General features: G+C 61.8%; 13 protein-coding genes. 8 read left to right on the top strand and 5 right to left on the bottom strand.

Translation table 11 applies throughout. The annotated features are described in order from the left end of the window. Positions 1-44 precede the first annotated feature (44 nt). Together ACM6HV_RS03620 and ACM6HV_RS03615 are read left to right on the top strand one after the other, a co-directional pair. The gene (locus ACM6HV_RS03620) at positions 45-464 is read left to right on the top strand and encodes a polyribonucleotide nucleotidyltransferase (RefSeq protein ID WP_414903530.1); all 420 of its coding nucleotides are present in this window, start codon (positions 45-47) and stop codon (positions 462-464) included. A gap of 22 nt (positions 465-486) precedes the next feature. Further along, positions 487-1,395 (top strand): cation diffusion facilitator family transporter, encoded by a 909-nt coding sequence (locus tag ACM6HV_RS03615; RefSeq protein WP_047296776.1) that lies wholly within the window; start codon positions 487-489, stop codon positions 1,393-1,395. Here ACM6HV_RS03615 and ACM6HV_RS03610 read toward each other — a convergent pair. Next, positions 1,389-2,429 carry a DUF6515 family protein gene (locus ACM6HV_RS03610; RefSeq protein ID WP_145598338.1) on the bottom strand — a complete coding sequence of 347 codons (1,041 nt, stop codon included), beginning with the start codon at positions 2,427-2,429 and terminating at the stop codon, positions 1,389-1,391. The two genes, ACM6HV_RS03615 and ACM6HV_RS03610, sit on opposite strands and share 7 nt — an antisense overlap. Before the next feature lie 454 nt (positions 2,430-2,883). Here ACM6HV_RS03610 and ACM6HV_RS03605 point away from each other — a divergent pair, with 454 nt between their 5' ends. Further along, the gene (locus ACM6HV_RS03605) at positions 2,884-3,363 is read left to right on the top strand and encodes an Lrp/AsnC family transcriptional regulator (protein ID WP_007909658.1); all 480 of its coding nucleotides are present in this window, start codon (positions 2,884-2,886) and stop codon (positions 3,361-3,363) included. Between the two features lie 204 nt (positions 3,364-3,567). Further along, positions 3,568-3,777 (top strand): DUF2788 domain-containing protein, encoded by a 210-nt coding sequence (locus tag ACM6HV_RS03600; RefSeq protein WP_003228500.1) that lies wholly within the window; start codon positions 3,568-3,570, stop codon positions 3,775-3,777. Here ACM6HV_RS03600 and ACM6HV_RS03595 read toward each other — a convergent pair. The 4 genes from ACM6HV_RS03595 to ACM6HV_RS03580 form a co-directional block, all read right to left on the bottom strand. Continuing rightward, positions 3,772-4,407 carry a pseudouridine synthase gene (locus ACM6HV_RS03595; protein ID WP_414903529.1) on the bottom strand — a complete coding sequence of 212 codons (636 nt, stop codon included), beginning with the start codon at positions 4,405-4,407 and terminating at the stop codon, positions 3,772-3,774. The two genes, ACM6HV_RS03600 and ACM6HV_RS03595, sit on opposite strands and share 6 nt — an antisense overlap. Positions 4,408-4,479: 72 nt before the next feature. Then, entirely contained in the window at positions 4,480-5,979 is a 1,500-nt protein-coding gene (gene amn, locus ACM6HV_RS03590; protein WP_414903528.1) for an AMP nucleosidase, read from the bottom strand. Positions 5,980-6,161: 182 nt separating this feature from the next. Then, positions 6,162-7,811 carry an acyl-CoA dehydrogenase family protein gene (locus tag ACM6HV_RS03585; protein ID WP_414903527.1) on the bottom strand — a complete coding sequence of 550 codons (1,650 nt, stop codon included), beginning with the start codon at positions 7,809-7,811 and terminating at the stop codon, positions 6,162-6,164. A gap of 97 nt (positions 7,812-7,908) precedes the next feature. Next, positions 7,909-10,263, bottom strand: a complete 2,355-nt coding sequence (locus ACM6HV_RS03580; RefSeq protein ID WP_414903526.1) for a 7TM diverse intracellular signaling domain-containing protein — start codon at positions 10,261-10,263, stop codon at positions 7,909-7,911. A 441-nt stretch (positions 10,264-10,704) separates the two neighbouring features. On the opposite strand from ACM6HV_RS03580, the gene ACM6HV_RS03575 reads away from it, so the two are divergent. From ACM6HV_RS03575 to ACM6HV_RS03560, 4 genes are all read left to right on the top strand, one after another. Then, positions 10,705-11,502, top strand: a complete 798-nt coding sequence (locus ACM6HV_RS03575; protein WP_414903525.1) for a hydroxymethylpyrimidine/phosphomethylpyrimidine kinase — start codon at positions 10,705-10,707, stop codon at positions 11,500-11,502. A gap of 18 nt (positions 11,503-11,520) precedes the next feature. After that, a complete protein-coding gene (gene thiE, locus ACM6HV_RS03570) occupies positions 11,521-12,144 on the top strand; it encodes a thiamine phosphate synthase (protein ID WP_145598341.1) in 624 nt (207 codons plus the stop codon). A 15-nt stretch (positions 12,145-12,159) separates the two neighbouring features. Then, a complete protein-coding gene (gene hemL, locus ACM6HV_RS03565; RefSeq protein ID WP_086793045.1) occupies positions 12,160-13,443 on the top strand; it encodes a glutamate-1-semialdehyde 2,1-aminomutase in 1,284 nt (427 codons plus the stop codon). 225 nt (positions 13,444-13,668) lie between these two features. Next, positions 13,669-14,223, top strand: coding sequence for a tetratricopeptide repeat protein (locus ACM6HV_RS03560; RefSeq protein WP_047296791.1), 555 nt, complete (start codon positions 13,669-13,671; stop codon positions 14,221-14,223). Positions 14,224-14,272: the final 49 nt, after the last annotated feature.

The raw sequence follows: 14,272 nt of genomic DNA, 5'->3' as shown, positions 1-14,272 counted from the left end.
ACACAACGCTGCTTCGTTTTTAGATGACTCAGGAGATCCATCACATGCGCTTACCTTCTCGCCTGATCGGCGGTGTATTGGTCGCCACCCTGTTCACTCAACTCACGGCCTGCGGTTCGATTTTCTATCCGGATCGTCGCGGTCAGATCGACGGCAAGATTGACCCGGCGATTGCCGTACTGGACGCCGTGGGCCTGCTGTTCTACGTCATTCCCGGGCTGATCGCCTTTGCCGTCGACTTCACCACGGGCGCGATCTATTTCGAACCGGGCCACACGGCGCAGGTCGATCCGGCGAAACTCAAACAAGCGATCGGCCCGGACGGCCAGGTCGATAACCTCAAGTTGCAGGCTATTCTCGAAACTGAACTGGGCCGCAATCTGCCGCTGGACGATCCACGCCTGATCCAGCACAAGGGCAGCACCCAGCAACTGGCCATGTTCGGCCTGCAACCCGCCGCCTGATCCATAAGGAACTTCCGCACTCATGACCACCAGCCCCGAACACGCCCGCCTGCTGCGGCTGGCAACCCGCGCCTCGGTGGCGGTGGCCTGCACGCTGATCATCGCCAAAGCTATCGCCTGGTGGCTGAGCGGTTCGGTGAGCATGCTCGCCGGCCTCACCGACTCGGCGCTGGATGGCGTCACTTCGCTGCTCAATCTGCTGGCGGTGCATTACGCACTGCGCCCGGCCGATGACGATCACCGTTACGGCCACGGCAAGGCTGAATCGCTGGCGGGCATGGCGCAGGCGCTGTTCATCGGTGGCAGTGCGGTGCTGATTGCGTTTCAGGCGTATGAGCGCATCAAGCAACCGGAGCCGTTGGGCGCACCGTGGCTGAGTATCGGTGTGATCGTTTTCTCGCTGTTGCTGACCGCAGCGTTGCTGACACTGCAACATCGGGTGATCAAGCAGACCGGCTCCAACGCCGTGCGCGCCGACTCGCTGCACTACCGCTCGGACATGCTGCTCAACGGCAGCATTCTGATCGCGCTGGTTCTCGCCGGCATGGGCTTTCATCAGCTCGATGCATGGTTCGGTCTGGGGATTGCCGGGTACATTTTGTGGAGTGCGATCCAGATCGCCCGGGAAAGCTTTTCGGTGCTGATGGATGAGGAGCTGCCGACCGATGTCAGTCAGCACATGCTCGAACTGGCCTGCGGCGTACCCGGCGTGCTGGGTGCACATGATCTGCGCACGCGGATTTCGGGCAATCACTGGTTCGTGCAGTTGCATCTGGAGTTGCCGGGAGAGCTGACGTTGTCAGTGGCCCACGGCATCAGCGATCAGGCGGCGGATGCGATTCACGCCGCCTACCCGCGAGCCGAAGTGCTGGTGCACGCCGACCCGCAGGAAGTGGTCAAAACTGAACGGGCGCAGACCCGACTTCAGTAAGACACCTGATAACCGCGACTGCTCAGGCAATTGCCCTGAGCCTGGCGGTAGGCCTGCACCACTTCGGGCGCTGGTTGGTATGTCGCGGTACGTGGATCGAAACCGCTTTGCTGCACCGCGTACTGGTAGCACTGGTAACCGTCCTGCTGCACCTGTTCCGGCGACTGACCGTTAGCGGGATACGCCTCGACGTCATAACCCTGGGATTGCGGCTGCGGCGGTTGCTGCACCGGTGGCTCGACCACGACGTAATCCTGGGTGGCTTCCTGATACGCATAGTAGGAACCGGCTGCGAGAAACAGCAGCGCACCGCCGATCCACACTTCACGGGCGTAGTCCGGCAGGTACTGAATACGAATCCCGCGTGGCGGCTGCACGACGATGTAGCGCGGGCCTTGCGGGCGATACCAGTAGCCGCCGGAATAGAAGTAATCCTGACCGCGATACGGCACGCGATATTCACGATCCGGGAAACGGTCGATCACATGCCCCGGGCGATATTGCGGGCCAGGGCCCCAACCGTTGCCATGCCCGTCAGGGCGACCCGGCCAGCGATTGTCATCGGGCCGGTTGCCGGTTTGCCATTGCTGGTTGTGATAACCATTCTGCGGACGCTCGTCGCGGTAGTAGCCCTGACGCGGTTCCTGAGTCTGGCGCACGGTGTCGGGACGTGGCTGGATCGGCAGGTTGTTCGCCGGTGGCGGTGGCGCCTGATGAACCGGTGCAGGCTGATTGGGCGCGCGGTTCTGGTTCTGCCATTGGCCGTTATTGTGAGGCTGGCCGTTGTGCTCGAATTGGCGGCTGTTGTCGCCGCGAATGATGTCGCTGTTCTGCGGCCGCGGCGGATTTTGCGGCGGCGGGTTGTTTTGCCCATGGGGCTGACGCTCGCCGCCATGCCCCTGATTGCCCTGATGCTCACCGCCGTGCCCGTTATTCTCGGGACCACGATTCTGTGGCTCGTCGGCCAGCGCTTGGGCGCCGACGCTCACACACAGCAAACCAACACCGGCCAGACGCCAGATGCGCGACTTCATGCTTTTCCTCACTGCGGGTATTAAGAGGGCTTGTAGCTAAGACCGGGAATACGCACACCGGGTTCTGCGACAGGTTATCAGTCACGAAACTTATTTATTGAGGGAAGCCGTACATCGAGGCACAAAAATCGCAGACAAGAAAAAGGGAGACCCGTCGGCCTCCCTTTAGAGAACTTCGTCCTGGCTCGACGCTTTTGACGTCGGCTCACCTCACGCCGTCTTCTGGACAGTGTGCAGCTCGGGGGCCGGCCCATCCCCGGTGGGGGTGGCGGCCGCGGCGGGCCTGATTGGGCGGGCCGCAGTGGACTGTGTTACCGAGCAGTGATTCTGGTGATAAGAATAGGCCGCAACGCGCGACAGATGATTGCGAAGATTGCTCAAATAAACACCGCTTGCGCAATTTTTAACCCTGGATAGATAATCCGCCGCAATAGTTACAACCAAGGACTGATTCATGAGCAAACTCGACCGTTACGACCTGAGTATTTTGGCGGAATTGCAGCGCGACGCCCGCATCTCCAACCAGGAACTGGCCGAGCGCATCGGTCTGTCGCCCTCGCCCTGCTCGCGCCGGGTCAAACAACTGGAGGATGACGGTTACATCTCGCGCCAGGTCGCCCTGCTCGATCGCAAGATGCTCGGCCTGAGCCTGACCGCCTACGTGCTGATCGGCATGGACCGGCACACGCCGGAGCGTTTCGAGAACTTCGAAGCAGCGATCCGCACCTTGCCGCAAGTGCTGGAATGCAGCCTGGTGACGGGTGTGGATGCCGACTATCAGTTGAAAGTGGTGGTGCCGGACATGGATCACTATCAGAAGCTGCTGCTGGGACACCTGACCCGGATTGAAGGGGTGACCAGCGTGCGTTCGAGCTTTGTGCTGAATCAGGTGCTCAACAGCACTGAACTGCCACTGACTCATCTGCGCAGCTAATCTGCACTCCCCCTGTAGGAGCTGCCGAAGGCTGCGATCTTTTGATTTTGCTTTTCAAGATCAAAAGATCGCAGCCTTCGGCAGCTCCTACACGGGACGCATGATAGAGGTTCGGCACACCGACGCAGATCAATGCGTCCCCAGCCACCCCAGGCGTATAATCGCCGAGCCCTTTTTCAGCCCTGTGCGCGCCGGAGATGCCCGATGGATCCTGCAGTATTCGAAGAGTGGATGATGACTGGCCTGGTCAGCATCCTGATCATTTTCATGGGTTTCATCGTCTGGGATCTGGCGAAGAAGTCCAAGGCCGGGCGCTTCGGCTCGTTCATTCTGTTCTTCGTGCTGGGTCTGGGCGTGGCCGCGTTCATCATCAAGAGTGTGGTGATCGGCCTGATCGAATCCGGCGCTCTATAACCGCGCCGGCACTTCCTTCCACTGGCCCTGATCGAGCCCTTCAAGCGTCCAGTCGCCAATCCGCACCCGCACCAGCCGCAACGTCGGCAGCCCCACCGCGGCAGTCATCCGTCGCACCTGACGGTTGCGTCCTTCACGAATCACCAACTCCAGCCAACGGGTCGGCACGCTTTTGCGAAAGCGTACCGGCGGATTGCGTGGCCACAGTTCAGGCTCATCCAGTTGCCGCGCCTCGGCGGGCAGAGTCATGCCGTCGTTCAGCTCGACACCGTCGCGCAGACGCTGCAGTTGTTCAGCCGTCGGCTCGCCTTCGACCTGCACCCAGTACGTCTTCGGCAACTTGTGTTTCGGGTCGGCGATCCGCGCCTGCAACTGACCGTCATTAGTCAGCAACAACAAACCTTCACTGTCGCGATCCAGGCGTCCCGCCGGATAAATGCCCGGCACATCGATGAAATCCTTGAGCGTCGCCCGCCCGCCTTCATCGCTGAATTGCGTGAGGACATCGAACGGTTTGTTGAACAGGATCAGCTTCGGCTCGGCCGGCGGCGCCTTGGCGACACGACGTGGAGCTGAGGGCGAAGGCTTCGTGCCAGGGCGGCGGGAAGGAGGACGCGGGGGACGGGACATGGCGAAAAGAACATCTGACGGTCAGGGCTGCTAATGCTAGTGCCCCGACCGCCAAATGACCACGACTAACCGTTAACGGAACGGCGGCTCGTCGAAGCTGCGCAGTTTGCGCGAGTGCAGCGAATTGAGTTCGGTGCGCAGCAGATCCACCGCCTCGATGCCGATCTTCAAGTGCTGACTGACCGCACGCTCGTAGAACGCGTTGGCCGAACCCGGCAGCTTGATTTCGCTGTGCAGCGGTTTATCCGAGACGCACAGCAACGTGCCGTAAGGCACCCGCAGGCGATAACCCTGGGCGGCGATGGTGCCGCTTTCCATGTCCACCGCCACGGCGCGGGACAGGTTGATCAACGGACGTTCCTGCGCCCAGCGCAATTCCCAGTTACGGTCATCGTAGGTCAGCACAGTGCCGGTGCGCAGACGCTTTTTCAGCTCCTCGCCCTTCTCGCCGGTGATATTGGCCGCGGCTTGTTGCAGCGCCAGTTGCACTTCGGCCAGCGCCGGAATCGGAATGTTCGGTGGCACCACGCGATCGAGAATCCCGTCGCGACGCATGTAGGCGTGCGCCAGCACGTAGTCGCCGATGGTCTGCGACTGACGCAGGCCGCCGCAGTGACCGATCATCAGCCAGCAATGCGGACGCAGCACCGCCAGGTGGTCGGTGATGTTCTTGGCGTTGGACGGGCCGACGCCGATGTTGACCAGGGTCACGCCATGGCCGTCGTTGGCGATCAGGTGATAGGCCGGCATCTGGTAGCGGTGCCAGACCACACCAGCGGCAATCGCCGAAGCTTCGCCGTGATCCATGCCCTTCTCGATGATCACGTTGCCCGGCAGGACCATGCGCACGAAACGCGGGTCTGTGCGCAGTTGCTCCAGGCCATGGACGATGAACTGGTCGACGTAGCGGTGATAGTTGGTGAGCAGAATCCACGGCTGCACATGGCGCCAGTCGCTGCCGGTGTAGTGCACCAGACGACGCAGCGAAAAATCGACCCGCGCGGCGTCGAACAGCGCCAGCGGCAGCGGATCGGTGTTTTCCCAGTCGTAGAGGCCGTCGGCGATGCCATCGGTGGCGGCGGACAGGTCGGTACTCGGGAACACTCGCGCCAGCACCGCAGCGGTGACGCCGGAGCCGGCCAGTTCATCGCCCTGCTCGACCACGTACGGGTACGGAATGTTCTGCTGACTGACGCCGACTTCCACGGTCACGGTGAAGTCGTGCATCAACGGCACCAGTTGTTCCAGCAGGTATTTGCGGAACGCCTTGGGGTGGGTGACGGTGACGCTGTAAGTGCCCGGCAGTTGCACCTTGGCATAGGCGCGGGTGGTCTGCGGGACTTCGCCCTGACACAGGTAGGTCAGACGCAGTTCGGGGTAACGAAACAGAGCGCGCTGTTCGGCGTCGGGCTCGACGCGATCCTTGAGGTAACGCTTGAGCGCCGAGTTCAGCGCAGTGGTGGCCCGCTCATGCAGCTCGGCCAGACGATCCACGGCTTGCTCGGCGGTTTGAACGACAATAAACGCTTCGGTCACGATCAGCTTCCTGTGTTCTGACTTGCAGAGCTTCATCTTGCCTGCATCGTGGTCTCACGGGAACAGTGGCGTTGTGGCTGTACCCAAATCTTCCCATCTATGGAGATCCCCTGTGGGAGCGAGCCTGCTCGCGAATGCGGTGGGTCATTCACAAAGATGTCGACTGCTACACCGCTTTCGCGAGCAGGCTCGCTCCCACAAGGGGGATGCGTGGTGGGTCAGAAACCCTGCGGGGTTGAGCGGGTGACGATGGCTTCGACGTCCAGGCCCCGCGGCAATGCGCCATAGACCCGGCCGCCACCGTTCAGACGGCTGGCAATAAACGCATCACTGACCGCCGCATTCCCCGCCTCCAGCAACAACTTGGCTTGCAACCCCAGCGCTATATCTTCAGTCAGTTGCCGCGCGCGGTATTGAATATCGCTGGTGTCCTTGAACTGCGCCTGCAACTGTTGGATATGCGCGGCCAGGCGCTTGTCGCCGTGCCCGTCACCCAACTCGCTGAACAGCACATCGAGTACACCCGGCTCTTTCGACAGTGCACGCAGCACGTCGAGGCACTGCACATTGCCCGAGCCTTCCCACGTCGAGTTGACCGGCGCTTCGCGATACAGCCGTGGCAGGATGCTCTCCTCGACATACCCGGCGCCGCCCATGCACTCGGCGGCTTCGTTGATCATTGCGGGGGCACGTTTGCAGATCCAGTATTTGCCCACCGCCGTCACCAGACGGGCGAATTGCGCTTCGTGACGATCATCCAGATGATCCAGCGCCTTGCCCATGCGCAGGCTCAGCGCCAGTGCGGCCTCGCTTTCCAGCGCCAGATCGGCCAACACGTTCTGCATCAACGGTTGCTCGCTGAGCAGTTTGCCGCCGACCGAACGGTGCGCGCAGTGATGGCTGGCCTGAGTCAGCGCCTGACGCATCAGCGAGCTGGAGCCGACCATGCAATCGAAACGGGTCATCGCCACCATCTCGATGATGGTCGGTACGCCGCGCCCTTCTTCGCCGACCATCCATGCCAGCGCGCCGCGAAACTCCACTTCACTGGAGGCGTTGGACTGGTTGCCGAGTTTGTTTTTCAGACGCTGGATGTAGAACTGATTGCGCGTGTCGTCCGGACGATGGCGCGGCAGCAGGAAGCAGGTCAGACCCTTGTCGGTTTGCGCCAGCGTGAGAAACGCATCGCACATTGGCGCCGAGCAGAACCACTTGTGCCCGACCAATTCATAGGCCTGGCCCGGACCACTGGCGCCCACCGGGTAAGCCTTGGTGGTGTTGGCCCGCACATCGGTGCCGCCCTGCTTCTCGGTCATCGCCATGCCGATGGTCACGCCGGCCTTGTGCGCCATGCCGACGTTGCGCGGGTCGTATTCGGTGGCGAGGATTTTCGGCAGCCACTGTTCGGCCAGATCCGGCTGCAAGCGCATGGCCGGGACGCTGGCGAAGGTCATGGTCAACGGGCAACCGCTGCCTGCCTCGGCCTGACTGTGCAGATAGCTCATCGAGGCGCGGGCGACATGCGCGCCGTCCTGCGGGTGGGTCCAGGGTGATGAGGTCAGGCCATGTTCGATCGCAGTGCGCATCAGCTCATGATAGGCCGGATGAAACTCCACCAGATCAATGCGATGGCCATAACGGTCATGGCTGACGAATACCGGTTTGTTCTGATTGGCAAGGAACCCGGCCGCCATCAACGGCCCGCCGGCCAGCGCACCGTAGGCATCGATCCGCGACTCGGCCCAACCGGCGCCAAAGCGGCGCGACCACTCCTGCAATGGCAGGTCGATGCGGTACAGGTTAGCGCCATCCAGCGATGGCGGCTGGTTGGTGACTTCGTGGGTTTCGGCGAACTGATGCAGGTTCATGACGGGGCTCCTTTGGTCAGCCAAGGAATCCAGTTAAGCACCGGCCCGTGGCTGATCAAAGTGTCATATGCGCCGAACTGTCGGCGCTTTCACCCTGTTACGCGCTGAGCACCCGACGCTCCAGCGCCGTCTGCAGGTCTTCGAATTTCACCGGTTTGTTCAGGTAATCGATGCGCGTACCCGGCGCGCAATGCTCACGATCCGTGCCCTGCGCCAGCATGAACACCGGCAGACTGGCGCAGCCGGGCAACGCATGAATCTGGCAGCACAGCGACGCCCCTTCGTGGGAGGGCAACTGGCAATCGATCAGCACCGCATCGAAGTTTTCCCGTTGCAGACAATCGAGTGCCGCCGCGCCGTTGTCCGCCGTGCGCACGCGGAAACCGAGCTTGAGCAGCATGCCGCGCATCACCAGTTGGTTGACGCTGTTGTCGTCGACCAGCAATACCGTGCAGTCCTGCGGCGCACGGATCCGCTCCTGCAGCGGGGCCGGGCTCGGCGCCGCTTCGACCGCCGGCAGTTCGAACTCGACGTCCAGCTGAAAACGGCTGCCACGCCCGGGCTCGGAACGATGGGTGAGCTTGCCGCCGAGCAGTTCCACCAGTTGCCGACAGATCGCCAGCCCCACGCCCAGGCCACCGTATTCGCGGGTCATCGAGCCGTCGAGCTGGAAGAAGCGCTGATACAGCGTCGCCTCGCCCAGATCGGTGAAACCGATGCCGGTGTCGATCACCGCAAACGACAGCGCCAAGCGGTTTTCCGCCGCCTGCTTGCCGGTGACGCGCAGCGCCAGGCCACCGACCCGGGTGAACTTGATCGCGTTGTCCAGCAGGCACTCCAGGCACTGCGCCAGTTTTGCACTGTCGCCGTGCAAGCGATCCGGCAGGGTCGGCAGCACCTCGACCTTGAAGTCCAGCGACTTGCTCGCCGCGTTGCCGTCGAACTGCACGCGCAAGGCCTCGACCACCGCACGCAGGCTGAAGCTGCCCGGCGTCGCTTTCAGCTTGCCGGCCTGCAATTCGGTGAGGGTGAGGATGCCATTGACCATGCGCATCATGTCCCGCGCAGAACCGGCGGCGGTTTGCTGGTATTGCTCCAGTTCAGGCTCCAGTTCGACGGTCTGCATCAGTTCCAGCGAACCGATCACGCCGTTCATCGGCGTGCGCAATTCGTGGGTCAGGGTCGCGAGGAATTCATCCTTGAGCTTGTTGCTGTGCGCCAGTTGCTGGTTGAGCACTTCGAGTTTCTGCCCGGCGTCGAACAGGGTCTGCGCCTGTTGCTCGCGCATCGCGTTGATGCGGTCGGCCAGTGCCAGCGACAGCAGCGCAACTTCGATCGCCGAGCCGATCTGACTGGCGTACATGGTCAGGAACACGTTTGGCAGCAAGCCGAGCACCATCAAGGTATTGACGATACCGCCAAGCAGGAACGCCGACCAGGCAATGATGAAATAACGCGCCACCCGCAAGCCGCGCCACCAGGCGAGAATCCCGGCGGCGAAGATCACCACGGTGAACACCAGCGCCAACAGGGTCGCCAGGCGCAACGACAGCGCATAGCTGGTCATCAGCGACAGCCCGACCACCAGCGCACCGAACGCAATCAAAGCGATCAGCAGATAGTCGAGCCAGCGGCTGTGGGTTCTGGTCTGCAGGAAACTGCGGGCGAACTGGCTGCCGAACAGCCCGGCGCAACCGATGAAGAACGGCGTGGCGGCGTTGGCCCACCACGGATTGTCCGGCCAGAAATACTCGACCGCCGCGCCGTTCACCGACAGTTGATAAAGGCCGAACGAGGCGATGTAGAAGATGTAATAGAGGTAACTGGTGTCGCGCACGCTCAGGTAGATGAACAGGTTGTAGACCAGCATCCCCAGCAGCACGCCATAGATGATCCCCAGCACATACAGGCGCACCGGCTGATCTTCGAGGTACGCGGTGCTCGACCATAACGTCACCGGCGCCTGAATCGAACCTTCACTGGCCAGACGCAGGTACACGGTTTTTTGCTGATCAGGGGCGAAGGTCAGGTCGAACAGGTAATTGTTCTGCCGGATTTCGCGACTGGCGAACGGCAAGGCGTCGCCGGTCTGCCGGATCAGCCGGTAGTCGCCATTGGCATCGGCCATATAAAGGTCGAGGTGATCCAGCGGCGGATACGCCAGCTCCAGCAGCCAGGTGCGCTGCGCGGCCGGATTGTTCGGACGGTAATGCAGGTCGATCTTCAGCCAGAACGCCGAGCGCGAGTAACCGGCATTGAGCGTGGCTTTGTCGTGGGGTTTGAAATTGCCCGCCGCCGCTTGAGCGCGAACGTCGGCGATGTTCGCCTGACCGCTTGGGTCTTCGAACACCTGCAAGGAGCGGCCCAGCGGGAGGCTCTGGGTATTTTCGTCGAACTCGACGGCGCTTGCGAGAAGGGGCAAGCAGAACAGCAACATCAGCAAATAGCGCATTGAAGCCCCAGCGTGGCTCGTCCGGTTGTGTCAGGAAGCCCCCCATTCCCTTTGAGTAGACGTAAAACCGGTATTACCTGTTATTGGTTTGGATCCAGACTAGCATAGCCGTTGATGGCCATTGAGCACCATCGAAATTTTTCCTGCAAAGGCTCTAGAACGGGCGTTTCAGAGCAAAGCTGCGAACTAGAGCTGTTGAGTTGGTCAACTCAATCATTGCGATCCGCTTTTGTGGCGAGGGAGCTTGCTCCCGCTCGGCTGCGCAGCAGTCGTAAAACCTGTAAATGCGCTGTGCCTGAATAAATGCAGGGGGCTGCTTCGCAACGCAGCGGGAGCAAGCTCCCTCGCCACAATGGTAGCTGCAGAGTTGTCCGACAATCTGTTCGCAAACGCTTTCAGGACTGAACCCCAAATTCAGCTTTGGTGGTAAGCTCGCGCACCATGAATATCTACAGCTCCCGCCCCGTTGTCCTCTGTCTCTCCGGCCACGACCCCAGTGGTGGCGCCGGCTTGCAGGCAGATATCGAAGCCTTGCTTGCGCAGGGTTGCCATGCGGCTCCGGCCGTCACCGCCCTGACCGTGCAAGACACCGTCAACGTCACTGACTTCCGCGTCCTCGACCGTGCGTGGGTACTGGCCCAGGCCAATGCCGTGCTCAACGACTCCGAAGTCGCTGCGGTCAAACTGGGCATGCTCGGTTCGCTGGAAATGGTCGACACTGTGGTCGAACTGCTTTCTGCGCACCCGCACCTGCCGGTGGTCTGCGACCCGGTGCTGCGTGCCGGCGGCGGCGGACGCCTGGGCAAGGATGAAGTCGGTTACGCGATGCGCGAGCGTCTGCTGCCACTGTCGATCATTGCCACCCCCAACCTGCCCGAAGCGCGGATCCTCGCTGAACTGCCCGAAGGCACCGCGGACGAATGCGCGGAAAAACTCCTGCCGTTCGTCAAAAACCTGCTGATCACCGGCGGCCACGGCGACGAAACTGAAATCCACAATCGCCTGTACGGCCGTGACGGCCTGCGTGAAACCTTCTATTGCCAGCGTCTGCCAGGCAGTTATCACGGTTCCGGTTGTACCTTGGCCAGCGCTATCGCCGGTCGTCTGGCCCAGGGCGAACACCTCGCCAGCGCCGTACGCACGGCACTGGATTACACCTGGCGCACCCTGCGCGATGCCGAACAACTGGGCAAAGGCCAGTTCGTGCCGCGTCGCCTGCCGCTGGATTTTTGCTCGTAACGTCGTGAGGTCTGCCTGATGAAACTACGTGGCCTGTACGCCATCACCGACAGCCAGTTGCTGGCGGGCAAGTTTCTGTCGTACGTGGAGGCGGCGCTGGAAGGCGGCGTCATCCTGCTGCAATACCGCGACAAAAGCAGCGACGAGGCCCGCCGTCTGCGCGAGGCCGAAGCCCTGCGCAATCTGTGCGAGCGTTACAAGACGCAACTGATCATCAACGATGACGCCGAACTGGCTGCGCGCCTCAACGTCGGCGTGCACCTGGGGCAGACTGACGGCCCGTTGTCTCCGACCCGCGCGCTGCTCGGCTCCAAAGCCATCATCGGTTCGACCTGCCACGCGCAACTCGAACTGGCCGAGCAAGCCGCCAAAGAAGGCGCGAGTTATGTCGCCTTCGGTCGCTTCTTCAATTCCAGCACCAAACCCGGCGCGCCAAGCTGCAGCCTCGATCTGCTCGACGAGGCCAAGCGCAAGCTGCATCTGCCGGTCTGCGCGATTGGCGGCATCACCCTCGACAACGCCGCGCCGCTGGTGGCCCACGGTGTCGACCTGCTGGCGGTGGTCCACGGCTTGTTCGGTGCCCAGAGCACCGCCGAAGTGACCCGCCGCGCCCGCGCCTTCAACGAACTTCTGAAAATCTGATTTGAGAGCCCGAACATGTCTCGTTCCGAAACCCTGTTTGCCAATGCCCAGAAACACATTCCCGGTGGCGTGAACTCGCCGGTTCGCGCGTTCAAGAGCGTGGGCGGCACACCGCTGTTCTTCAAGCATGCCGAAGGCGCCTACGTCACTGACGAAGACGACAAGCGTTATGTGGATTACGTCGGTTCGTGGGGGCCGATGATCCTCGGCCACAGCCACCCGGACGTGCTCGACGCGGTGCGCAATCAACTGCAGCACGGCCTGTCCTACGGCGCGCCGACCGCGATGGAAACCGAAATGGCGGATCTGGTCTGCTCGCTGGTGCCGTCGATGGACATGGTGCGCATGGTCAGCTCCGGCACCGAAGCGACCATGAGCGCAATCCGTCTGGCCCGTGGTTACACCGGTCGTGACAGCATCATCAAGTTCGAAGGTTGCTACCACGGCCACTCCGACAGCCTGCTGGTCAAGGCCGGTTCCGGCGCACTGACTCAAGGCGTGCCGAGCTCCGCCGGTGTACCGGCAGCGTTTGCAAAACACACCTTGACCCTGCCGTTCAACGACATCGACGCGGTTGAGAAGATGCTCGCCGAAGTCGGTCAGGATGTCGCCTGCATCATCGTCGAGCCAGTGGCGGGCAACATGAACTGCGTGCCGCCGGCACCGGGTTTTCTCGAAGGCCTGCGTTCGCTGTGCGACAAGCATGGCGTGGTGCTGATTTTCGACGAAGTGATGACCGGTTTCCGTGTTGCCCTCGGTGGTGCCCAGGCGTACTACGGCGTAACCCCGGATCTGACCACGTTCGGCAAGATCATCGGCGGCGGCATGCCGGTCGGCTGCTTCGGCGGCAAGCGCGAAATCATGCAGCGCATTGCGCCGCTGGGCCCGGTGTATCAGGCCGGCACCCTGTCGGGCAACCCGCTGGCAATGGCTGCCGGTTTGACCACCCTGCGCCTGATCAGCCGTCCCGGCTTCCACGCGGAGCTGACCGATTACACCACGCGCCTGCTCGATGGCCTGCAACAACGCGCCGATGCGGCGGGCATTCCGTTCGTCACCACGCAAGCGGGTGGCATGTTCGGCCTGTACTTCAGCGGTGCCGACGACATCGTCACCTTTGAAGACGTGATGGCCAGCGACGCTGCGCTGTTCGGTCGCTTCTTCCACCTGATGCTCGAAGGTGGCGTGTACCTGGCGCCGAGCGCATTCGAAGCCGGTTTCACCTCGATCGCCCACGGCGAAGCCGAGCTGAAAATCACTCTGGACGCTGCCGAGCGCGCCTTCGCCGCACTGAAGTAATCGCCGTGCCGCTGACGTTGGCCATCGCCAGCGTCAGCTTTTACCTACACCCGAGCCGTTTTTCCCACGCCTCTGCTAAAAATCGGCAAGAAAGTGGGCGATATATTCCCCGCGCAGCAGAAAAACGAGTAAAGACTTTGTAAGGTTGGCCCTGCTTATTTCATAATGCGCGCTTATTGGATCCCTCGATGGGTCCGCGTGCCCTTCAGAGGTAAGTCGATTCCCATGAACCGCACCGGCCGCACCCTTGCCTTGGGCTGCCTGTTGCTCCTTCAGCCCCTGCTCGCGCATGCACAAGCAGGCGGCAACTCGTTGTTGATCCCGGCGATGGGTCGCTGCACCCTCAATACCCAGCCGCAAGACGTCACGCAGGCACTGGCCGCCTGCCAGAAAGCGGCGGACGAAGGGGATGCACAAGCGCAATACGAGTTGGGTGAGTTCTACTACGACGGCAAGAATGCGCCACGCGATCTCAATCAAGCCCTGAGCTATTTCGAAAAGGCCTCGTTGCAAGGCCACGCTCAGGCGCAGTTCAAGCTCGGCACCATGTTCTTCCACGGCGAAGGCGTGCAGGCCAACAACATTCAGGCGTACATCGTGCTGAAGATGGCCGCGGTCAACGGCGCCGAAGATGCGCTGGACACCGCCGACGAAGTCTCCGAAAAAATGTCCCGCGAAGACCTCGAAACCGCGACCCAGGTGCTGGGGCAAATTTTCCGTAAATACCTGATGGAACTGCAGAACGCCGATGGGCGTACGCCGTTCTCGCCATTGCCATAAGACCTTTTGTGGCGAGGGAGCTTGCTCCCGCTGGGTTGCGAAGCAGCCC

The organism is Pseudomonas sp. IT-P260, from assembly GCF_949768395.1.
Taxonomy (GTDB): domain Bacteria; phylum Pseudomonadota; class Gammaproteobacteria; order Pseudomonadales; family Pseudomonadaceae; genus Aquipseudomonas; species Aquipseudomonas parakoreensis.
This window is presented reverse-complemented; position numbering and strand designations above follow the sequence as displayed.

Excerpts from the sequence above, each read along its gene's own strand:
- ACM6HV_RS03615 (WP_047296776.1), top strand. The coding sequence starts at position 487 with ATGACCACCAGCCCCGAACACGCCCGCCTGCTGCGGCTGGCAACCCGC.
- ACM6HV_RS03585 (WP_414903527.1), bottom strand. The coding sequence starts at position 7,811 with ATGAACCTGCATCAGTTCGCCGAAACCCACGAAGTCACCAACCAGCCG.
- ACM6HV_RS03575 (WP_414903525.1), top strand. The coding sequence starts at position 10,705 with ATGAATATCTACAGCTCCCGCCCCGTTGTCCTCTGTCTCTCCGGCCAC.
- ACM6HV_RS03560 (WP_047296791.1), top strand. The coding sequence starts at position 13,669 with ATGAACCGCACCGGCCGCACCCTTGCCTTGGGCTGCCTGTTGCTCCTT.
- ACM6HV_RS03600 (WP_003228500.1), top strand. The coding sequence starts at position 3,568 with ATGGATCCTGCAGTATTCGAAGAGTGGATGATGACTGGCCTGGTCAGC.
- amn (WP_414903528.1), bottom strand. The coding sequence starts at position 5,979 with ATGAAGCTCTGCAAGTCAGAACACAGGAAGCTGATCGTGACCGAAGCG.
- ACM6HV_RS03610 (WP_145598338.1), bottom strand. The coding sequence starts at position 2,429 with ATGAAGTCGCGCATCTGGCGTCTGGCCGGTGTTGGTTTGCTGTGTGTG.
- ACM6HV_RS03620 (WP_414903530.1), top strand. The coding sequence starts at position 45 with ATGCGCTTACCTTCTCGCCTGATCGGCGGTGTATTGGTCGCCACCCTG.
- ACM6HV_RS03605 (WP_007909658.1), top strand. The coding sequence starts at position 2,884 with ATGAGCAAACTCGACCGTTACGACCTGAGTATTTTGGCGGAATTGCAG.
- thiE (WP_145598341.1), top strand. The coding sequence starts at position 11,521 with ATGAAACTACGTGGCCTGTACGCCATCACCGACAGCCAGTTGCTGGCG.
- ACM6HV_RS03580 (WP_414903526.1), bottom strand. The coding sequence starts at position 10,263 with ATGCGCTATTTGCTGATGTTGCTGTTCTGCTTGCCCCTTCTCGCAAGC.
- ACM6HV_RS03595 (WP_414903529.1), bottom strand. The coding sequence starts at position 4,407 with ATGTCCCGTCCCCCGCGTCCTCCTTCCCGCCGCCCTGGCACGAAGCCT.
- hemL (WP_086793045.1), top strand. The coding sequence starts at position 12,160 with ATGTCTCGTTCCGAAACCCTGTTTGCCAATGCCCAGAAACACATTCCC.